Annotated in this window: 22 protein-coding genes and 2 tRNA genes; 11 read left to right on the forward strand and 13 right to left on the reverse strand. The window is 65.4% G+C overall.

Features of this window, described 5'->3' with window-relative positions; translation table 11 throughout:
* Positions 1 to 16 precede the first annotated feature (16 nt).
* The 5 genes from N539_RS0106635 to N539_RS15845 all read right to left on the reverse strand — a co-directional run bounded on the left by N539_RS0106635 (position 17) and on the right by N539_RS15845 (position 2,960).
* Positions 17 to 289: a DUF4242 domain-containing protein gene (locus tag N539_RS0106635; RefSeq protein WP_028969636.1), complete on the reverse strand. Its 273-nt coding sequence runs from the start codon at positions 287 to 289 to the stop codon at positions 17 to 19.
* 82 nt (positions 290 to 371) lie between these two features.
* Positions 372 to 447, reverse strand: a tRNA-Thr gene (locus N539_RS0106640).
* A 17-nt stretch (positions 448 to 464) separates the two neighbouring features.
* Positions 465 to 1,316, reverse strand: coding sequence for a hypothetical protein (locus tag N539_RS0106645; RefSeq protein ID WP_028969637.1), 852 nt, complete (start codon positions 1,314 to 1,316; stop codon positions 465 to 467).
* Positions 1,313 to 1,657, reverse strand: coding sequence for an MmcQ/YjbR family DNA-binding protein (locus tag N539_RS0106650; RefSeq protein ID WP_028969638.1), 345 nt, complete (start codon positions 1,655 to 1,657; stop codon positions 1,313 to 1,315). The genes N539_RS0106645 and N539_RS0106650 overlap by 4 nt, the downstream gene beginning before the upstream one ends.
* Before the next feature lie 4 nt (positions 1,658 to 1,661).
* Complete coding sequence (locus tag N539_RS15845) at positions 1,662 to 2,960, reverse strand: mechanosensitive ion channel (protein ID WP_051531573.1); 1,299 nt, start codon at positions 2,958 to 2,960, stop codon at positions 1,662 to 1,664.
* 146 nt (positions 2,961 to 3,106) lie between these two features.
* Here N539_RS15845 and N539_RS19120 point away from each other — a divergent pair, with 146 nt between their 5' ends.
* Entirely contained in the window at positions 3,107 to 5,053 is a 1,947-nt protein-coding gene (locus N539_RS19120) for a DUF839 domain-containing protein (RefSeq protein WP_028969639.1), read from the forward strand.
* A gap of 30 nt (positions 5,054 to 5,083) precedes the next feature.
* On the opposite strand, the gene N539_RS0106665 is transcribed toward N539_RS19120, so the two are convergent.
* On the reverse strand, positions 5,084 to 6,412 hold the full coding sequence (locus N539_RS0106665) for a replication-associated recombination protein A (RefSeq protein WP_028969640.1): 1,329 nt from the start codon (positions 6,410 to 6,412) through the stop codon (positions 5,084 to 5,086).
* Between the two features lie 110 nt (positions 6,413 to 6,522).
* Here N539_RS0106665 and N539_RS0106670 point away from each other — a divergent pair, with 110 nt between their 5' ends.
* Positions 6,523 to 7,149: a PadR family transcriptional regulator gene (locus N539_RS0106670; RefSeq protein WP_028969641.1), complete on the forward strand. Its 627-nt coding sequence runs from the start codon at positions 6,523 to 6,525 to the stop codon at positions 7,147 to 7,149.
* Between the two features lie 3 nt (positions 7,150 to 7,152).
* Here the strand turns inward: N539_RS0106670 and N539_RS0106675 are convergent, their stop codons facing one another.
* Complete coding sequence (locus N539_RS0106675; protein ID WP_028969642.1) at positions 7,153 to 8,322, reverse strand: glycosyltransferase family 4 protein; 1,170 nt, start codon at positions 8,320 to 8,322, stop codon at positions 7,153 to 7,155.
* Positions 8,323 to 8,345: 23 nt separating this feature from the next.
* Between N539_RS0106675 and N539_RS0106680 the strand changes: the two genes are divergently transcribed.
* From N539_RS0106680 to N539_RS0106690, 3 genes are all read left to right on the forward strand, one after another.
* Positions 8,346 to 8,849, forward strand: coding sequence for a DNA-deoxyinosine glycosylase (locus N539_RS0106680; RefSeq protein ID WP_028969643.1), 504 nt, complete (start codon positions 8,346 to 8,348; stop codon positions 8,847 to 8,849).
* Between the two features lie 27 nt (positions 8,850 to 8,876).
* Positions 8,877 to 9,191, forward strand: coding sequence for a hypothetical protein (locus N539_RS0106685; protein ID WP_028969644.1), 315 nt, complete (start codon positions 8,877 to 8,879; stop codon positions 9,189 to 9,191).
* 59 nt (positions 9,192 to 9,250) lie between these two features.
* A tRNA-Glu gene (locus N539_RS0106690) sits at positions 9,251 to 9,326 on the forward strand.
* A gap of 6 nt (positions 9,327 to 9,332) precedes the next feature.
* Here the strand turns inward: N539_RS0106690 and N539_RS19170 are convergent.
* The 3 genes from N539_RS19170 to N539_RS18430 form a co-directional block, all read right to left on the reverse strand.
* Positions 9,333 to 10,202, reverse strand: a complete 870-nt coding sequence (locus N539_RS19170) for a lasso peptide biosynthesis B2 protein (protein WP_081774243.1) — start codon at positions 10,200 to 10,202, stop codon at positions 9,333 to 9,335.
* Positions 10,203 to 10,342: 140 nt separating this feature from the next.
* Positions 10,343 to 10,471: a benenodin family lasso peptide gene (locus N539_RS18425; protein WP_197018358.1), complete on the reverse strand. Its 129-nt coding sequence runs from the start codon at positions 10,469 to 10,471 to the stop codon at positions 10,343 to 10,345.
* Positions 10,472 to 10,738: 267 nt separating this feature from the next.
* Positions 10,739 to 10,873, reverse strand: a complete 135-nt coding sequence (locus N539_RS18430) for a benenodin family lasso peptide (protein WP_156029804.1) — start codon at positions 10,871 to 10,873, stop codon at positions 10,739 to 10,741.
* Between the two features lie 98 nt (positions 10,874 to 10,971).
* Between N539_RS18430 and N539_RS0106710 the strand changes: the two genes are divergently transcribed.
* Entirely contained in the window at positions 10,972 to 11,583 is a 612-nt protein-coding gene (locus N539_RS0106710; RefSeq protein WP_156029805.1) for a MarR family transcriptional regulator, read from the forward strand.
* Between the two features lie 7 nt (positions 11,584 to 11,590).
* On the opposite strand, the gene N539_RS0106715 is transcribed toward N539_RS0106710, so the two are convergent.
* Positions 11,591 to 11,806 carry a hypothetical protein gene (locus N539_RS0106715; RefSeq protein WP_156029806.1) on the reverse strand — a complete coding sequence of 72 codons (216 nt, stop codon included), beginning with the start codon at positions 11,804 to 11,806 and terminating at the stop codon, positions 11,591 to 11,593.
* 1,122 nt (positions 11,807 to 12,928) lie between these two features.
* Entirely contained in the window at positions 12,929 to 13,396 is a 468-nt protein-coding gene (locus tag N539_RS17710) for a winged helix DNA-binding protein (RefSeq protein WP_156029808.1), read from the reverse strand.
* A 490-nt stretch (positions 13,397 to 13,886) separates the two neighbouring features.
* Between N539_RS17710 and N539_RS18435 the strand changes: the two genes are divergently transcribed.
* Entirely contained in the window at positions 13,887 to 14,186 is a 300-nt protein-coding gene (locus N539_RS18435; RefSeq protein ID WP_156029809.1) for a winged helix DNA-binding protein, read from the forward strand.
* A gap of 690 nt (positions 14,187 to 14,876) precedes the next feature.
* Here N539_RS18435 and N539_RS0106740 read toward each other — a convergent pair.
* Positions 14,877 to 15,080: a hypothetical protein gene (locus N539_RS0106740; protein WP_028969649.1), complete on the reverse strand. Its 204-nt coding sequence runs from the start codon at positions 15,078 to 15,080 to the stop codon at positions 14,877 to 14,879.
* 330 nt (positions 15,081 to 15,410) lie between these two features.
* On the opposite strand from N539_RS0106740, the gene N539_RS0106750 reads away from it, so the two are divergent.
* Genes N539_RS0106750 through N539_RS0106765 form a run of 4 tightly spaced genes read left to right on the forward strand, consistent with a single transcriptional unit; the run spans position 15,411 to position 19,701 of the window.
* Positions 15,411 to 15,959, forward strand: coding sequence for a hypothetical protein (locus tag N539_RS0106750; RefSeq protein ID WP_156029810.1), 549 nt, complete (start codon positions 15,411 to 15,413; stop codon positions 15,957 to 15,959).
* 10 nt (positions 15,960 to 15,969) lie between these two features.
* Complete coding sequence (locus N539_RS0106755; protein ID WP_156029811.1) at positions 15,970 to 16,533, forward strand: hypothetical protein; 564 nt, start codon at positions 15,970 to 15,972, stop codon at positions 16,531 to 16,533.
* A 13-nt stretch (positions 16,534 to 16,546) separates the two neighbouring features.
* Positions 16,547 to 19,006: a CS1-pili formation C-terminal domain-containing protein gene (locus tag N539_RS0106760; protein WP_028969652.1), complete on the forward strand. Its 2,460-nt coding sequence runs from the start codon at positions 16,547 to 16,549 to the stop codon at positions 19,004 to 19,006.
* Complete coding sequence (locus N539_RS0106765) at positions 19,003 to 19,701, forward strand: fimbrial biogenesis chaperone (RefSeq protein ID WP_028969653.1); 699 nt, start codon at positions 19,003 to 19,005, stop codon at positions 19,699 to 19,701. Before N539_RS0106760 ends, N539_RS0106765 begins: the two co-directional genes overlap by 4 nt.
* Positions 19,702 to 19,708: the final 7 nt, after the last annotated feature.

Raw genomic sequence — 19,708 nt, forward strand, 5'->3', positions numbered from 1 at the left:
GCCCCGTGCACCCGGCCTATTCGGCGGTGGTCGGGTCGATCATCGTCCGGACCTGCGAGATCTTGTTCGCCGGGAATCCACCGCGCTGCGCATGCTCGCGGATCATTTCCTCGTTGGGCGCGCGGTAGATGCAGTAGATCTTGTTGTCGGTGACATAGCTGTGCACCCACTGGATTTGCGGGCCGAGATCATTGAGCACCGAGCACGACGTCTGCGACGCCATCTTCAAGTCCTCGCTCTCGAGCTGTCCGGCGCCGGGCATTTCCCGTTCGATTACATACTGGGGCATTACGACGTCTCCCTTACAACCGTGCAAGAAGGCGGCATACCATCAGCGCGCCGGGATGTGCAGCCGCCGTTCGTTAAGGATCTGGTGCCGGATGCAGGAGTCGAACCCGCGACCTTCGGTTTACAAAACCGCTGCTCTACCAACTGAGCTAATCCGGCCCGCGGCGCCGTTTGCGTCATAGCACGCCGAAGGTCCAGCCTTCGCTCCGCGCGATCGCGGGCGTCAGGCCTTCGGGTTCGAAGGCGCGCGGCTCGTCAGCCGCGAGCTGGCGCATGCCGGCGGCGGTGACCAGCGCGTCGGTCTGATGGTCGTTGGGCTCGAAGCGCAGGCGCGCAGGAGGGCTGGCGAGACCTTCGAGCGCAAGGTTGAGGCTGGTGCGATTGCGCAGCTTGGTCCCCGACATTCCGGCGCGGCGGAGGTAGATTCGCGTGTAAATTTCGACGATTGCGCTGCCGTTGGCGGGCAATAGGTCCATGGGCCAGATCGGCACCTTGCCGTCGAGGCGGCGGAGCAGGCGCATGCCCGAAAAGCTCGCCTTCGCCACCTGCGCGGCGCCGATCGCATCATAGGCGCTCGCGGTCTTGCGGCCGCCCTGCGCGTTCAGCCGCGCGTCGCACTGGCGGAAGCGGACGAAGTCGGCCTTCACGCCGTCGGCGATGCCGAAATAGAAATGCCTGCGGTGAGCAATTTCGAGGAAGCTCGCGGCGCCGAGGTCGTCGTCGTCGCACTGGGCGTCGACATAGGCCCAGAATTCGCGGGCCGTGGTCGGCAAGCCGGGCTCGCCGAGCAGATACTCGCCCCGCTCGACGATCGGCGGCGCGAAGCTGAAGTCGAAGCCGAACAGGGTCGGCTCGCTGGCCGCACGTTTGAGCAGCCAGGCGGCGACTTCTTCGCGCGACCAGACGTGGTCCGGACGAACCAGGCGCGGCGCGGCCTCCCCGCGCGCCTCGGCAATGGCGATGCCCTTGTGGCGCCTGCCCTTGGCGCCGGACCAATCGATCGCGACGAAGCTGCGAAAGCGGGTCACTTCTTCTTGCGCGGGCGTGGCCTCGGCTTGGCGGCCGTCCAGTCGCGCGAGCGCTCGATCAATTCGCGTAAGCGTTCCTCGTCGGCGCCGTCGTAACGGACGAGCACGCTCTCCCAGCCGACATAATGCGGCGTCTGCCAGAACGTGTCGGGATCGGTTTCCTTGAGGATCTCGATCGTGTCCAGGTCCATTGCAATGCCAAATGACGTGCCCGCCTCATGGCCCGGATAGAGAAAGGCGCGCCCGTTCGAGGTGACCTTGACCGCCGGCTTGCCGTAGCTCGTGCCGAGCTCGGTCTCCGGAAGCGACAGCGCGAAGGCGACCGCTTCGTCCCAGATCACGGCGCTAGACCAGCGGCGGCTGGCTGTCGTCGGGGTCGCTCGTTCGCGGGATGCGGCGCGGCGGAGGGGGTGGAGCCGGTGGGCCGAGGTCGGCCCAGCGCTCGAGGATGTGCGCGGCCGCATCGCGTCCGCCGAGCCCGAAGGCAATCGCGGTGGCAACCGCGGCCGCGCCGAGGATCAACCCGAACGCCATCATCACGATCTGGTCGGCAAGGCCCATGAAGGTCAGGCCGATTGCGGTGAACAAGGCGATGATCGCATAACGGACGATGGTCTGCGCGAAGCCGCCCTCGCCCGTCCCGCTGCCGACTAGGTTGGCGATGATCCGCGCGAGGAAGATACCGACGACGATGATCAAAGTGCCGAAGATCACCTTGCCCCCAAGTTCGGTAACCTGCGCCAGGAAAATGGCGATGGTGCCGCCGCCCAGTTGCTGGGCGGCCTCGATCGACGCGGCGAGGATGACCGCGATCATGGCGACGTTGGCGACGATCCGCGACGGCGTGGCGGTCCCCGGGAGAACGCCGGTCGAGCGGAGCGCGTCGTCGAACCCGGTCGGCGGCAGGATCGCTTCGATGATCGTCTTCAGGAAGCGGGCGGCGATGAATGCGATCCCGATCCAGGCGGCCGCGGCCAGCAAGCGCGGGATCGCGGCGAGGATCTGGTTCAGCATATCGGTGGCCGGACCGGAGATCGCTTCGATGCCGAGTACCTGAATCGCGCCGATGGCGATCGGGATGATGATCAATGCGTAGAAGAGGACGCCGAGCGCGCGGGCAATGCTGGCGCGGGTGGCGCCTGGGACCGCGCCGGGCGGAACGGCGGACGGATCGGCGCGAACGGTGCCGGCGCTATCGCCGATGCCGATGCGCGCCAGCAGCCCGTCGACATTGACCGCAATCAGGGTCGTTTCGGTCAGCTGCCTGACGATTTTCGCCAGGATCAGCCCGACGAAGAAGATCAGCCCCGCGCCGATCAGCCGAGGCAGGAACGCGAAAATGTCGGTCACCAGCTCGTTGATCGGAGCCAGCACCTGCGGAAAGCCGAGGAACTGCAGCGCGGCCATGATGCCGACCAGCCAGATGATCAGCTTGGCGATGGTGCCGAGCTGGTGCCCGACGGTTTCCTTGGGGCCCCCGGTCACGTGCCGGCGCAGCGCCGGGGTGCGATCGATCGCTTTCTGGAGGATCCATTTGACGGCGCGCGCGACCGCCCAGGTCGCGATCAGGATGAGAATCGCGATGATGACCTTTGGTCCCCACAGCATCAGCTGGGCCTGCCAATAAGCGCTGGTGTCGTACATTTCGGCTGCTCCCTGTTCCCGGACGCTCCCTGAACGGCTCGGTTTAGCTTTGTTTCCCGGAGTCGCCGAGCTGTAACCGAGCCGTCCACCAACATGAAATTCTGATCGTTACCTGAGGCCCTCCACCACCACAGGAGTCGCGAGTCATGTCCACCGGACCCAGCACAACGACGGATCCCTTCCTGCTCCCGAGCGAGCCCAACGTCCATTTCACCTCGATCGTGACGAGCGGCGATCCGCTGCCGGGCGATGGCGTATTCGGCGGCATCCCGGACGGCATCGGCGCGTTCGACAATGGCGACGGGACCATCACCGTGCTCGTCAATCATGAGCTTTCGTCAGGTGGGATCGTTCGCGACCATGGATCGAATGGCGCCTACATCGACATCCTGACGATCGACAAAGCGACGCTCCAGGTCGTCAGCGCCGACGACGCGATCCAGACGGTTCACTTGTGGAACGACGCGACCGACAGCTACGTCGTCGGAACCACCGCGTTCAGCCGCTTCTGCTCGGGCGACCTCCCGGCCACCAGCGCGCTCTACAACAGCGCCACGGGCGACGGGACGCAGGTCCACATCTACCTGACCGGCGAAGAGAACGGCACCGAAGGCCGCGCCACCGCGACCATCGCCAGCGGCGCCAATGCCGGCAACACCTACGAGCTTCCGGCGCTCGGCAATCTGGCGTTCGAGAATGTCGTCGCCAATCCCAGCGAGCAGGAAAAAACGATCGTCGCGCTGACCGACGACGGCCAGAACGGCCAAGTCTATATCTATGTCGGCGACAAGCAGGCGACCGGCACCGAGATCGAGCAGGCCGGCCTGACGCATGGCGCTTTTTACGGGATCAAGGTCAGCGGAGTTGTCGACGAGACCAACGGCGCGGGCGCGAACGGCAACTTCACGCTGCAGGAGATCGGGCCGGGCGGCGACGTCAGCAATATGACGGGCCTTCAGATCGACGCCGAGAGCGAAGCCGAGCAGGTCACCAGCTTCCTTCGGCCGGAGGATTTCGCCTGGGACCCCGATCATCCCAACGTCGCTTATTTCAACACGACCAACAGCTTCGACGGCGTATCGCGAATCTACCAGCTGACGTTCACCGACATCAATCATCCGGAGCTTGGCGGAACGATCCAGGCGGTGGTCGAAAGCGACGATTACGGCGCGCACATGTTCGACAATCTGACCGTCGCCGACGGCAAGATCGTGGTCAATGAAGACCCCGGCAACAACGCTTACGTCGCTCGGGTATGGGAATATGACATTGCGAGCGGAAGCTTCTCACAGGTCGCAACCTTCGATCCTGACGAGTTCGCTGCGGGTGGAAGCCACTTCATCACGCAGGATGAGGAAAGCTCCGGCGTGCTCGACGTCACGGACCTGCTCGGCGATTCGGACACCCACGCTTATCTGCTCGACGCGCAGGTTCATAAGGCGACCGGCGATCCCGCGACCGTTGAGCAAGGGCAGCTGATGGTGATGTATGTCGACGACCCGTTCCTGGTCGGCGGCAACCGCGGCGATCAGCTGTTCGGAAGCTCCGCCAACGAAACGCTGCGCGGGAACAACGGCGATGATTCCGCGCGCGCCGGATCGGGCAACGATGCGCTGTACGGCGGCAACGGCAATGACGCGCTCGGCGGCGATGCCGGCAACGACCAGCTGTTCGGCGAGCGCGGCGACGACCGGCTTTACGGCGGCACCGGGGACGATGCGCTGAGCGGCGGGCAGGGGTCGGACCTGTTCATCTTCGACAACCGGTGGGCCAGCGGCAACGACACGATCACCGATTTCGGCAAGGGCGACATGCTGTTGACCACCGTCGCCCTTTCAGACCCCGATCATGACGGCGTTATCCCGGTCGGGGCGAGCCTCGCCCTGTTCGCGGGAAGCTCGGTCGACATCAATGACGAAGCCAAAGACGTCACCTCGCTGAAGGCCGCCGGAACGGTCGTGATCGATGGCACCGCTTATTATGCCTATACGGCGGGCAGCTCGGGCGGCGGTAATCCCCACGCACAGGATTTCGGTGATCTGCAGACGCTCTTCGCGCAGCACCTCCACGGCTTCGCCGACGCGCTCGTGTAAATCGGTGAGGGACGGCGAATTCGCCGTCCCTTACTCGTCTCGCTGCAGCTCCTTGCGCCGCTCGTTCCAATATTCGAGGCGCTCCTTGACCTTGGCCTCGAAGCCGCGGTCGGTTGGCTCGTAGAAGGCCTGGGCCTCCATTTCCTCGGGCCAGTAATCCTGTCCCGAAAAGGCCTCGTCGGCGGAATGGTCATAGGCGTAGCCCTTGCCGTAGCCGACGGTCTTCATGAGCTTGGTTGGCGCGTTGAGGATGTGCATCGGCGGCATCAGCGAACCGGTTTCCTTGGCGCTTCGCCACGCCGCCTTTTGCGCCATGTAGGTCGCGTTCGATTTGGGCGCGGTGGCGAGATAAAGACAGGCTTGGACGATGCCGATCTCGCCTTCGGGGGAACCCAAGAAGTCGTACATCTCCTTGGCGGCGAGGCACTGGAGCAGCGCATTGGGATCGGCCATGCCGATGTCCTCGACCGCGGCGCGGGTTAGCCGGCGGAGCAGGTACAGCGGCTCCTCGCCGGCGACGAGCATGCGCGCCAGATAATAAAGCGCGGCCTGCGGGTCCGACCCGCGGATCGTCTTATGAAGCGCCGAGATGAGGTTGTAGTGGCCCTCGCGGTCTTTGTCGTAGACCGGCACGCGGCGATGGAGCAAATCGCTGAGCTCGGCCAGCCCAAGTGGTTCGCCGATCTCGATCGAGAACAGCGTCTCGACCTGGTTCAGGAGGAAGCGGCCGTCACCGTCGGCGCTCGCGATCAGTGCCTCACGGGCCTCGGTTGTGACAGGGAGTGGGCGGCCCTCGATCGCCTCCGCGCGGCGCATCAGTTCTTCGAGCGCGCGATGATCGAGGCGCCTCAGGATCAGAACCTGACAGCGCGAGAGGAGCGCCGCATTGAGCTCGAAACTCGGATTCTCGGTGGTCGCGCCGACCAGGGTGACCGTGCCGTCCTCGACGTAGGGCAGGAAGCCGTCCTGCTGCGAGCGATTGAAGCGGTGCACCTCGTCGACGAACAGCAAGGTCTGCTGACCGGCTTTGGCCATTTGCCTGGCCTCGGCGAAAATCTTCTTGAGGTCGGCAACGCCCGAGAACACCGCGGAGATGGCGACGAAGCGCAGTCCGACCGCATCGGCGAGCAGCCGCGCGATGCTGGTCTTGCCGGTTCCGGGCGGCCCCCACAGGATCATCGAGGAGAGGCGCCCGGCCGCGACCATGCGCCCGATCGCGCCGTCGGGGCCGGTCAGATGCTCCTGGCCGACGATCTCGTCGAGCGAGGTCGGGCGCAGGCGATCGGCGAGCGGCGCATTCGCCGCAGGCAGCTCTGCCGGGCGGGCCGGGGCGTCCTGGTCTGCGAACAGGTCTGGCATGTCAGAGAAACATAGGGCGAACGAAAAAAATTGCACCTCTCCGGCTTGTCGATGATCTTACTGAGATATATCTTAGATGCATCTTGGACGCACATCACAGGAGAAAATTCATGCGTTATCGACATGGGTGCGGCCCGCGCGGGCATATCGAGATCGACCTTCCCGACGCGGTGATGGCAATGCGCGGCGGGCGCGGCTGGGGTGGGCAATGGGGTCCCTTCCACTTCGACTTCGGCGACGGTCCAGAGGGACGCGGGCGCCCCGGTCGGCGCAGTCGCCGAATGTTCGAGAGCGGCGAACTACGGCTCGTGCTGTTGAAGCTCATCGCCGATTCTCCACGCCATGGCTACGACTGCATCCGGCAAATCGACGAGCTGACCGGCGGCGAATATGCACCCAGTCCTGGCGTTATCTACCCAACGTTGAACCTGCTTACCGACGAAGGTCTGATCGAGCAGCTGGACCGTCCCGGCGTGCGCCTCGCCTATGCGGCGACCGACGCCGGGCGAGCGCATCTCGAAGAGCGTTCCGACGAGGTTGAGGCCTTATTTCAGCGCCTTCAAGATTTGAAGCCGAGCGACGAGCACGCAACCGGTCCGGCGATCGGCCGCGCGGTCAAGAATCTGATGACCGCGCTGAGCCATCGCATCGGCCGCGACGGGCTCGACGAGGAGCTGCTGCACGAGATCGCCGCCATTCTCGACGAATCCGCGCAGCGGATCGAGCGGGTCAAATAACGCCTAGCGGCCGGCGATCCGGTCGAGCCGTTTCCGCTTGTGGATCGCGTGCATGTAGACGCGGACCACGGCGGAGTTGATCGAATCCCAGTCCATGGTCTGCGCCACGGCGAGCCCGGCCTCGCCGTGGCGGTGTCGCAGGTCCGGATCGGCCGCATAGGCGGCGAGCGCGTCGGCGAACTCTTCCGGCGCCGCGCCCTCGACCAGGGTGCCGGTCGTCCGGTGGCGGACCAGATTGTTGTTGCCGGTCGCCTCTGCCGCGATCACCGGCAGCGCACAGGCCATGGCCTCGAGCGTGACATTGCCGAATGCCTCGGTCACCGAGGGGTTCATCAGCACGTCGGCGCTGGCCAGCCCGCGAGCGAGATCGCTGCCGGTCAGCTGGCCGGTGAAAATGGCGTCGGGCAGCTGTTGCTCGAACCAGGTGCGCGCCGGGCCGTCGCCAATCACCACGACGCGGTGCCGGATGCCGCGGTCGATCAACGCGAGGATCGCGTCGGCGAAGACGTCGAGGCCCTTTTCCATCACCAGCCGGCCAAGAAAGGCGACGACCATCTCGCCATCGGGGATGCCGAGCGAGCGGCGCCAGGCCATGTCGCGGCGCTCGGGGTTGAACTGCTCGCGGTCGACCCCGCGCGCCCAGATCGCAATGTCGCGGTTCATGCGCTGGGCGCGGAGGATCGACGCAGTCGATTCGGCCGGCGCCATCACCACCTCGCAGCGATGATAGAGCCGGCGCATGATGTTGCGGGCGAGCGGCTCGAGGAACTGCAGCCCGTAGTAAGCGCAATAGGTGTCGAAGCGCGTGTGGACCGAGGCGACCACGGCGATCTTGTTGCGCCGCGCCCAGGTCACCGCCCGGTGACCGACGATGTCCGGGCTGGAGATGTGAACGACGTTGGGGTTGAACTCGGCGAGGTCGCGCTTGACTCGCGCCGTCAGCGCCACTGGAAAGCGATATTCGGAACGACCCGGGATCGGCACCGCGGGCACGCTGACCAGGTCGCCGGTGGCCGGGAATGCCGGCTCCGCCACCGTCGGCGAATAGACCCGCACGTTCACGCCCTGAAGGAGCAGGTAGCCGACGAGCCGGTTGAGGCCCTGGTTGGCCCCGTCGCGGACATAATTGTAATTGCCCGAGAAGAGGGCGATCCGGAGGTCGCTCGGTTGCACGGGGGCGATGTAGGAGTTTCTGGGTGAGCGTCAAAGCCGGATTGCCGCCGATCGTCCGCTCCGACGCGCGGCTGTTCGTGCTCGGCAGCCTGCCCGGCGACGCCTCGCTCGCCGCGCGGCAATATTATGCGCATCCGACCAATCAGTTCTGGCGCCTGCTCGGTGGCGCGATCGGCGAAGCGCTGCACGATCTCCCTTATGACGCCAGGCTCGCGCGGCTGGCCGAGCGGCGCGTCGGGCTGTGGGACGTCATCGCCTCGGCGACCAGGCGCGGCAGCCTCGACCAGGCGATCCGCCTCGCCGAGCATAACCAGGTCGAGCATCTGCTTCACGATTATCCCGAGCTGCGCGCGATTGCCTTCAACGGCACGACCGCGGCCGCAGTCGGCCGGCGACTGATCGGCGACCCCGGCCGCGCAATCGCATTGATCGACCTGCCGTCTTCGAGCGCGGCCAACACCACCCCGCTGGCCGACAAGGCGGCGAAATGGGCCCGGCTCGGCGCGTTCGCGGGACCCGCCGAGTGATGACTTGCGCGAGACGCAGAGTCCGCCATGATCGAGGGCATGATGACGACCGACGAGATTGAAGAGGAGGAGGATCCCGACAAGCGCCTGTCGATGGTCGACGAGGCGCTGGTCGCGGGCACCATCGCCAACACCAACGGGCTGCTGGTCATCCTCGCCAAGCTGGTGTCCAAGGGTGTGTTCGACCGTGCCGACCTGCAGGCCTTTTCCGACAGCTATTCGAAGCCGCTCGACCATGTCGGAATGCGCGAGAACGAGCTGGTCACCCAGATGCAGGACCAGATGGAATCGACCCTCGCCGAGCTGATGCGCTACCTCAGCGAGCGCGAACGCGAAGGATAAGCGGGTCTCGATTGACTAGGCCGCGATGAGCCCACATATGGCCGCCTCGCTGCAGCGCTGGCCCCTTCGTCTAGCGGTCTAGGACGTCGCCCTCTCACGGCGAAAACACGGGTTCGAGTCCCGTAGGGGTCACCAGCAATTTCAATAGCTTAACGGCAGATAAAAGACCCGTGCGAGCCGTTTCCCAAAAATTTCCCAAATAAGCGGCATTGGATTTTGTCGGACAAGCGGGGATGAAATCGCGCTTCTTCGCGCTGTGCGGCAGATTGCATGCCGGCCCCCGGCCGGCTCCCCGGTCTGCTGCTGGCCGCTGATCCGCCTTGACTGACCGGTCTGTGCTTGCTGTTGCCGCATTCTGCAGTAAGCTTTGAGGGCGCCGGAACGAAGGCGCCGAGGCGTGAGAACCTCGACTTGGAGAGCCGCCGAACGCAATTTCCCACCCGGGCCGGGTGGCCGCCGCGCATGTCCAGGCCGCTTGCGGCTAAAGGTGGCGGCGCATGTTTCCAAGCGATGGGCCGCGAATGGATGCGCGACGACACCGAAGACGAGCTTCGGCCGGATCCCGTTCTTGTTGCAGATGGCATGCACTGCCAGCGCACGCACCAGGCACCGGTCCTGGGCGCGCGCAAAATACAAAGCCCTGCGCGCAGCTCCGGCAATGGCGCGAAGCAGGCGGTCCCGATCGCGCGCGTTCGGGGGGTTGCCATTCATTCGGGCGCGCCCTGCCGATTCGAGCACCTCGAGAAAAGTCCGTGTGCGGAGTCGCCGGGCTGCGCGCGTTTCGGACAGGAGCGCCCGGAACAGGGGGAGCAGGCCGGGGCGGGGCGAGGGCCCGCTCAGCCAGTCGCAGGTCGGCGGCTCGATGACCGGGGGCGGCCGGATCGCCCCGGATGCGCAATCCTCGATGAGGACCCGCCGCGCAGTGAGCGCCTGAAGGCGCTCGGCGTCACCTTGTTCGATATTGCCGAGGCCAAGCGCAGGAAGGCCGCGTTGCCGGCTGCTGGAAGGCAGAAATAACGGTCCGCTTCAATGTCGAGAAAGACGGCTCGGCCGGCGCAATCGCACCAGTGAACATACTGTCGCAGCTGGAGCGGCATCACCCGAAATCAGCAGTCGCGCGCCCGCGGCTAAACGGGCGCGCGCTGCATCATTCACTCGTCGTTGAGGCCGGCGACGGGGATGAGGCCGCCCTTGCGGTCGTCCGAGCCGAACGGGGTGCCCTTGGTGTCGACGCTCGCGGCGCCGAGATCGATGAGCTCGTCATGATGTTCACGGTTCATGGTCGATTCTCCTTGTGTTGGCGTCATGGCCACGACCGGAGAAGGAATAGAGCGCTGCCTGAATTATTCGAAAACAATAGGGCGGGTGTTCGGCGATTGTTTGCCAAACAGTTTTGACCGTGGCGCAGGCGGCGCTGGCTGCAGCTATGCGGAGGAGGTGCCGCTCCAGGGCGCCCGCGCCGGCATCGGCGCTCGTGTCCTCACGGCGACAGCCGAATGCGAGCGCGTGCCTAGGAGCACGCGCTCGCGGGTGGGCTTCAGTGCGGCTCAATCAAGCGTCAGGCCGCCCTCGTTCGTCATCAGTGAGGCCCGATGATCGTCGATCCCCCACGGGCCGCCCTTCGTCTCGGCGCTGGCGGTCCCAAGATCGATCAACTCATCATGTTCATGCTTACGGTTCATGGCTTTTTCTCCTCTTCGTCACGTCGTGGCCATGACCGCGGCAGCTTAGGCCGGGCGCGCGGCGATACCGAGGATATAGTTCGAATATCTGGACATTATTGCTCGGCGCGATCCACTCGTCGGACCGCCGCGATGATTCGGCGATTGGCGCCGTAGCGCGGCGCAAACATGGTTTCCCCAAAACTAATCTTGACCCCGAGACTCGCGCTGCATTAGCCGAGCGTCTGGGGACCTGGTCGAGCGCGTACAAAATCGGTCAAAAAAACGGAGTGTGCGCCATCACCGACAAAGATTCCGGGCCATCGAAACCGTCCCCGCCGCATGGCGCCAAGAAGGACATTTCCGTTGAAGCTGACGAGTTCGGCCTCGAACGCGAATTGAATCAGCTCGCGCGCGACATTTTGCAGTCAAGGCGGCAGCGCAACGGCGAGTTCGGGAACCGCCTGTTTAGCGAACCCGCTTGGGACATGCTCCTGGCGCTTTATGTCCGCGAAAACGCGGGAGTGGCGGCCACCGGCGCCGATCTGATCTCGGCATCCGGCGCGGCGCGATCGACGGCGGGACGATGGATTTCGCATCTCGAAAAGGAGTCGCTCGTTCGGCGGCGGCGGCATCCCCGCGATTCCGCGACGGATTTCATCGAACTGACCGACCTCGGACGCGAATCGCTCGAGCGTTACCTCGCCACCATTCAGTCCGAGCTTCGATAAGGAGCCGCTATTCCGAGATTTCCGTCGAGGGCTCGGTTCGGGGCGGCGAAACATCGAGACCGTCCTGGGGCAGCATGTCCCTCAAACGGCAGATAGCGAGGTCGAGGTGCGCCCCAACGTCCGCCGAGCAATCGGCCTCGTCGAGCAGCCGCAACGCATCTTCCATCGAGCTCAAAGCGTCGTGCAGCTTCTGTTGCCGCGATGCAAAGGATCCTGATTCCACGTCCTGCTCCGAGCCAATCATCGCTTCGGGGCGCCTGTGTAACGAAAAATCTTCGACCGTCCACCTCGTTTGCCCGGGCGTGCCGGCGAGGCACAGCCCGCCACGGAGGAATGTTTCCGGGCGCTGAACGCTCTATCTTCGCGGGTCCGTCGCGTCGTGACTGGACATTCGTTCGGGCGAAGGATGCAGGAGAAGTGCCAACACTTCACACCGCCGCCCTCCTTTCGATTTGGAAGGCACCGCCCAATTCGCCGAGGCATGGCCTGCGCCACGGCATGGGGTCATGACGCGACGAGCGGTTGTTCAGCGCTTGTTCGCTGTTCAACCAAAATGATCCGGAACGGCTGAGATTGGCCCGCGCCGACCTTGCAATTGAAGGCGCAATTCTGCAGCAAAAGCAAGTCAGCTGCCGAATCGGTCGGGGACGGGTGCTGCTCGGTGCACCCGTCTCCCGCAGCGAAGCCAGGCATTTGGGCGGTGACAACATCCCCGCGGGCGCGTACACCGCTCCACGCCGAATCTTGAACATCGCCAGGTGGCGGAACGATTCGTGCGTCTTCCAAAGATCAGTTCGAGCCCCGCCGAACCTGGGCGCGCGCCTTGACCTCCGGAGCAGCCAAGCGCGGCCGAGCCGAGGCGTGGATTTCAGCCTTGCTGACCGTTTCGGCGCGCGAAGCGATGGCTCTCGTCGATTCGCCGTCGCTTCGGGCCGGAGGGCCGGCTCAGGCGAACCAGGCTTGCGGAGGGACGGACGCGGCAGAAACGCACCCGTTCACGAATTGCGCCGCCAGGGAATTGTGGATTCGGGCGCAGCGGGCGCGATTCTTCGATCCCGCTCTCTTTGGTGACGCCGCCTGGAACATCCTACTCGCTTTATACGTGCTCGGAACCCATCGATCGCGTGTTTCGAGCACACGTTTCACGAAGATCTTCGGCATTCCACGATCGACCGCGTTGAGATGGCTGAACGATCTTCAGGATCGCGGCCTGGTCGCGCGGGCGGCATCGCCGGCCGGCTCAAGCATGCATTTTGTCAGGCTCACCGGCAAGGCGCGCCGCTCCCTCGACAGCTATTTCGCACACGTCCGCGCCCCGGGGTCCTGATGCGCTCGGGCAGCGCACTCAGATTGCGCCCCCGGATACCGAAATCGCGTTGAAATAGGATTCCATCTTCGCGCTCGCGGTCGGCGACAGCGCGACCCAGAACCGTCTGCCGTCCAGCGGGTCGCCCTCACGCGTCAGAAAGCCCAAATGCTCGAGCTTGTCGATCCAGCGCAACGCGGTCGTGGCCGGGACCGCCGATGCAATGCACAAGGCCGATGTGGAAACCGAATGCTGCCGGAGCTCGGCACGGTACAGCGCGAGAAGGATATCCCACGCGGGGTCGGCGAACAGCTCCCGGCTGATGATCTCTTCGCGCGCCCGGCGGGCCTCGATGATCCGCTGGACGTTTGGCCGGGCGTGCGCCGACCTGACCCACATTGCGCCGCGCTCGGCCTCCAGTTTGCTTTTCAGGGCCCGCAGCTCCTCTTGGAGCCGGGCGATCTCCTGTTCCGTCTTTTCAGGCCTTTGGACTGCCGCGTAATTCATCGAGGTTGCTCCTTCGCGTTTGCCCCGACCTTGCATCTATTTATCGTCCAAACCATCAACGATCTATCCAGTCTGGATGAAGTTGGCCGCGACAAGCGCGGGTCCGCAGCGGTTTGACGACCAGGAGCGCGGCCATGTCGAAGCGGGGCCTGGTCCCGACGAGCCCGCCTGCGCGAAGGCCCACCCGTGGAGGCCGCCGATCCCCATCCGGAATGGACGCAATTCGATCCGGGATGAAAGGAATCGTTAACCATTTCGGCCGACATTGCACCTGCTCGGCTAACGCTTTGCGGGACATTGCAAAATGTATCATTCCTCGACTTCAATCGCAGGCCAGCTCCTGCTCTGCGATCCGTCGCAGATTGGATTTGCGGCGGATGCAGTAGCGGGCGCCCGAAACGAAACCGGAGGGTCTGCCCGGGTTGCCCGGCCCCGGCTGTGCGACGCGACGAGCAGCAAGGTCATCCGCTCGATCATCAAGGCGAGGGCCGTGCGAAGCGAGTTCTTCGGTGCCGAGCTCTTTGCCGATCCCGCCTGGGACATGCTTCTCGAACTCTATGCTTTGGCTTGCGAGACGAGGCGCGTGTCGGTCTCCAAGTTGAGCCTCGCGGCCGGGGTTCCGACGACGACGGCACTGCGCTGGATCGAGAAGCTCGAAGCCGAAGGCCTGGTGGTGCGCGCCAACGATCCGCTGGACGCGCGCCGCGTGTGGGTCGCGCTGTCTAACGCCGGCCATTCCGCCATGCAGGCCTTTGTCGAGGAGGTCACAGGCCGAGACGCCGGACGTTGAACCTTTGCCCCGGCGCTTCAGTCAGGGGCGATGACAAGAAGCAGGGCGCCGGCGGCAGGTCGCCTGCCCGATAAGATCGCCGGCCGAACGACCAGTTGCCCGGCCGAGCTGCAGCCGCCTGAAGAAGCTGGTGCAAGGCCGGTCACCAAAGCTCCCGGCATGAGCGTCAGCGGCGCGGCCCGTCCCGATGCGGTGGCGGGCGCGGCCCATTCCACCTGGTAGGGAAATCGACCCTCTGCCGAGCCAGGCGCGCCGTCGGCCGCGTCCGAAACGTCTACCGACCTGATGCTGTACGTTCCGACGCCCCGCGTTGCGGAAACGCAAAGGTACTGTTCCGTATGGCCCGATTGGCCGCCCGCGACGTCAACCGGTGCGCTTCGGTGGACCTGCACGTTTGGCGCCACGCTCACCTTGATCTCAACCGTCGCGCGTGACGTCGGCCCGATTGCCCCATTCACCGTCGCCTGGGCCTGAATTGCCGATGAAAGCGGTATCAGGATCAGAAGCTTTGCCAGAGGAGCGAAGAATCTGGGCGAACAACGGGGCGTCATAGATCCTCCAGCGGTTTCGCGGCTGCCGTGAGCGGTCGGGGGAACGCCGGCGGTCTTTCCGCTTGCGGAACCAATTGACCAAAGCGCTTGGCCGCCGGGAGGTTCCCCGTAAGGCGCCGGTAAACGGTGAGCGGCTTGCTCATTCGTGCTCGACCAGGCGCAGGCGGGTCAGCGAGCCGTCCGCTTCGCGCACCAGAATCTCGCGCTTGTGGGCGCTTCCCTCCTTCCATTCGCGCGAGGCTGGCTCGCCCCGAATCACGCGGCCCCTTGCGGTGGCCTGGGCGACAGCAGGCAGCCGCGGCAGGGGCGGGGCGCTGGCTACAACGAACAGAACGAACAGCATCCGCCATGACTGCGCTGGCTTGGGCTAACCGAAGACTGACGTTCGATCCGCATCGGACGATGTTCGGCACAGGCGAGGGCCGCGCTCGCTCGCGCGGAAGGCATTGCGCCGGGAAGAATGAATCCGATTCGGATCAGGCGCTCGGCAAGCTTTAGCCCGGACTGGCATATTCAGGGGCGTCTTCGGGCGCCCTGGAGCCGGTCGATTCCTGACTCTCTCGTCTCGGTAACCAGAATCCTTGAACGGCCAAGCGTTGACCGGATGTTAACCCTGCCAGCGATAAACCTCCATTTCGGATCGGATTATCCGTTCCAAGTGGGGAATTGGACGATGAACTCATCTTTTCGAGCAGTCGCGGTCTGCGCCTGCATGCTCGCGCTTGCCGGCGCATCGGCCGCTGAAGCGGCGACGCAGGGCAGCCTCGGCTCGACCTCGACCGGGACCGTGCAGGTCAGCGTCTCGGTGCCGAACCGGGTCCAGCTGTCGGGGCTCACCGATGTCGCCTTCACCAATCAGGATCCGAGCGTTGCGGCGCTCAATGCGCAGAATGTCTGCGTGTGGAGCAATACGGCCACGCGCGGCTACAATATCGACGCGACCGGCAGCGGCGCGGCCGGCGCCTTCACGCTTGCCAGCGGCGCGCTCACGGTTCCTTATTCGGTCCAGTGGGCGGCAAGTTCCGGAGCGGTATCGGGAACGGCGCTGACGTCGGGAACGGCCCTGGCTGGCCTCACCTCGACCGCGACCAACGCCGGTTGCGGCGCCGGACTGGCGAGCACGGCAAGCCTGATCGTCGGGATCGCGGCGGCCAACCTGCAGTCCATGCAGGCCGCGACGAGCTATACCGGCACGCTGACGCTTCTCGTCGCACCGGAATAAGGTGCGGTCGATGGGGCGAGGTCGACCAGCAGGCTCCGGCGGCTCGGTCGGACCGGCCCAAGCGCATCGTCGCCGCGTCGCGATCAGCCGGGCAGCGCTGCGGACGGTGGGCGCCTGCAGCGCGCTTTCGATCCTCTTCGCCGCGCCTGCACTCGCGGCGAGCAACAATGTCCGGATCACCAACCTTGGCGACATCGCCTTTGGGACCGTCGCCAATCTTTCCGCCGACGCCGTCCAAAGCGAGAGCCTGTGCGTTTATGCCAATACGGCGACCAACGGGTACAATGTCCGGGCGATCGGCTCCGGTTCGGGCGGCGCGTTTGCCTTGAGCGCGGGGTCCGGGAGCCTGCCGTTCGACGTTCAATGGAGCGCGACGGCCGGCCAGGGCAATGGCGTCCAGCTGTCCCCCAATGTGGCGCTCAGCGGGCAGGTGACCTCGGCCACCCAGCAGACCTGCAACGCCGGGCCCGCGACCAGCGCCAGTCTGATCGTGATCCTTCGAACCGCCGCCTTGTCGAGCGCGCCGGCCGGCTCCTACAATGGTTCCCTGACCCTCGTCATCGGCGCCGAATGAGCGCGCCGGCGAGATGCCACGCACCGTTGCCTGCATCGCTGCGCTCGGCGGCAGCCTCCTCGCGAACCAGCAAGCACAGGCGGCCACCGCTGCCGCCATTCATTCGACCAGCGCGCCGTCGGGCTTCGACGAGCTGGAGCGCCCGCGCCAGATCCTGGCCGATATTTATTTCGGCGACCGGAAGGTCGGCGAAGCCATGGTCCTGGCGACGCCGGGCACGGTGCGCTTTCTCGAGCCGGCCAAGCTCCTTACGCTGCTCCCCGATGCCCTCGACCCGCACGCGCTTATGGCGGCGCTATCGGCCGACCTCCCGAGCCATCCCGATCTCGTGTGCTCGCCCGGCAATGGGGCGGGCTGCGGCCAGCTTTCGCCGGCAACCGTCGGGGTCATCTTCGACGAGAGCCGGTTTCGGGCGGACATCTTTCTGTCTCCGGCAATGCTCCGGGCGGTTCAGCCGAGCGACCAAGTCTATTTGAAGCCGCCGTCGGCGCCGCTGTCGCTGACCAGCGCGATGGGCTTTGCTCTGTCGGGATCGAGTGCGGGCGCGCCCAGCTACAACGTCCAGAACAGGACGATCCTTGCTTTCCGCAACGCGCGCATCCGCTCGGATTCCTCTTATGCCTCGCATCTTGGGGTGATCGTCGACGATCTGGTGGCCGAAATGGATAGTCGCGACCTGCGCTATTCGGGCGGGCTGTTCTGGGCGCCGGGACTCGACCTGACCGGCCACAGACGGATCGCGGGCGTTGGCCTCGCAACGCAGTTCGACACGCGCGCTGACCGCGAGCGCCTCGAAGGCACGCCGCTCATCCTGTTCCTCCAACAGCCCGCGCGCGTCGAAATGATCGTCGACGGGCGGATCGTGACCTCTCGCGCTTATGGCGCCGGGAACAATGTCCTCGACACGTCGGAGCTTTCCGACGGGTCCTACCCAATCCTCCTGCGCATCCGCGAGCAGAACGGCATGACCCGCGAGGAACGGCGATTCTTCGTCAAGAATGCGCAGATCGCGCCGGTCGGCGAGCCGCTCTATTTCGGGTTCGCCGGCTTGCTCGCGAACACCCGGCGCGACCGTGCGATTAGCCTCTCGCGCACCTTTTACTATCAGCTCGGAACTGCCCGGCGCCTGAACCGGTCGCTTGCACTGGACCTCTCGGCGCTCGGCGCAGGACGCAAGAACATGGTCGAAGCGGGAGCCTGGCTGCTCACCCGCTACGGCCGCATGCGCGTGGCGGGCCTGGTCGCCACCTCGGGCGACCATGCAGCGTTTCTCCAGTTGGGCTCCAGCGGCCTCGGGAGCCTCAACCTCAACCTCGACGTTCGGCGTGTCTGGAGCAGCGACGGGGCTCCGCTCGTCCCCCTTCCGGCCGCCGTCGACAATTTCGGTTCGACCCCCCCGACCGGAGCCCAGGTCGGCGAAGGCTCCTATACGCAGGTGAGCGGAAGCGTCGGCTATACGCTCGGGACCGCTTATCTGTCGGCGGTCGGCTCGCTGAGGCGCGATCGCGGGATCGGCCGGGATTATACGATCGGCCCGTCGGTCAGCTGGCCGATCCTTTCTCGCGGCAGCGCGCAGCTGGTGCTTCAGGCGGATGCCCAGCGCACCCGGACCACGACCGCCGCCTTCATCGGTTTCAGGGCACAATTTACGAGGAAGAATCTGTCTGTCCTCGGGACCCTCGGCCATGCCAGCCGGAACAACGATGACCCCGCCTTGCGCGACGCCGCCCGGGCCGTCGGCTCGCTCACCGCCGAATATTTCCACCAAGCCGCCGACCGGACCCAGGTTTCCGCCTCGGCCGGCTTCGACCGGAACCTGGATTCGAGCGAGGTGCATGCCGCCGGCGCTTTCTATTCGCGCCTCGGGAGCGCGCGCGGCGACCTCCTTCATCCGCTTAGCGGCGAGGGTGGCCTACAATATGGGCTGACCTTGCAGACGGGCGCGGCGATCGGCGGGCATGACATGGCGCTCGGCGGCCGCGATCTCGACGAAAGCGCGCTGCTCGTCTCGCTTGGCGGCGAGCGCGGCCGGTCCAGCTTTGATGTATTGGTCGACGAGCAACCCCGCGGCCGCGTCGGTGCCGGCCGGTCCCTCCCGCTCTTCCTTCAGCCATATCGCGAATATTCGGTCCGCCTGCGGCCCATCGGCGCGCCGTCGGTCGATTATGACGGTGCCCCGCGCCCGGTTACGCTCTATCCGGGCAACGTCGAGACATTGCGCTGGGTCGCGCGCTCGGTGTTCACCGTCTTTGGACAGGCGCTTCGGCCCGACGGGCGGCCGGTCGCCAATGCGACCATCCAGTCGCAGCGCGGAATCGGGGAGAGCGACGAGCATGGCTATTTCCAGATCGACGTTGCGGCCGGAGATATGCTTTCCTTCGACTCCGGCGGGGGCGAATCGTGCCGCGCCGCCGTAAGTGCAACCAAAGCGCGGGAGGATTTCGTGCCGCTTGGAAAGGTGATTTGCCGATGACCGGCCCTGGCACGAGCGGGTCCCGGTTCGTCCTTGGCCTGCTGGCCCTCGTGCAGCCGATCTCCGCAGCGCGGGCGGACATCGTGCTCAGCGAGCTGATCGTCGAACTTCAGTCGGGCCGCCACAACCGCGACGATGTGGAGCTCTGGAACAACGGTGCCGAGCGCGCTTATGTCGCGATTGAGCCTCGCGAGGTCCTCGACCCCGGCAAGCCCGGACAATCAAGCCGCGCAGAGCCCGATCCCGAGAAGCTTGGGCTTCTCGTTGCGCCGGCGCGAATGATCCTCGAGCCGGGTCAGCGCAAGCTCGTGCGCATTGCGATGCTTGCCGCCGGCGGCGATCGCGAGCGCGTCTACCGGGTGACCGTCAAGCCCGTCGCCGGCCCGCTCGCTTCGGATGCGTCCGGCCTCAAGGTCCTCATCGGCTATGACGTGCTCGTCCTGGTGCGCCCCAGCGAGGCCCGTTCGAATGTGACGATCGAGCGTTCGGCAAACAGGCTCACTGTCCGCAACGATGGCAATGTCAGCGTCGAGCTGACGCAGGGCCGCCAGTGCGACTCGCCGAATGCCGGGTGCCGCGACCTTCCCGGGAAAAGGCTCTATGCCGGCGCCCAATGGACCGAGACGCTTCCTGGAAGCGGGCCGGCCGAATATCTGGTCAGGTCGCCGGCCGGGCAGGACCGCCGCCGCTTTTAGACCGTCC

The sequence above is a fragment of the Sphingomonas sp. URHD0057 genome, assembly GCF_000620665.1.
GTDB lineage: Bacteria > Pseudomonadota > Alphaproteobacteria > Sphingomonadales > Sphingomonadaceae > Sphingomicrobium.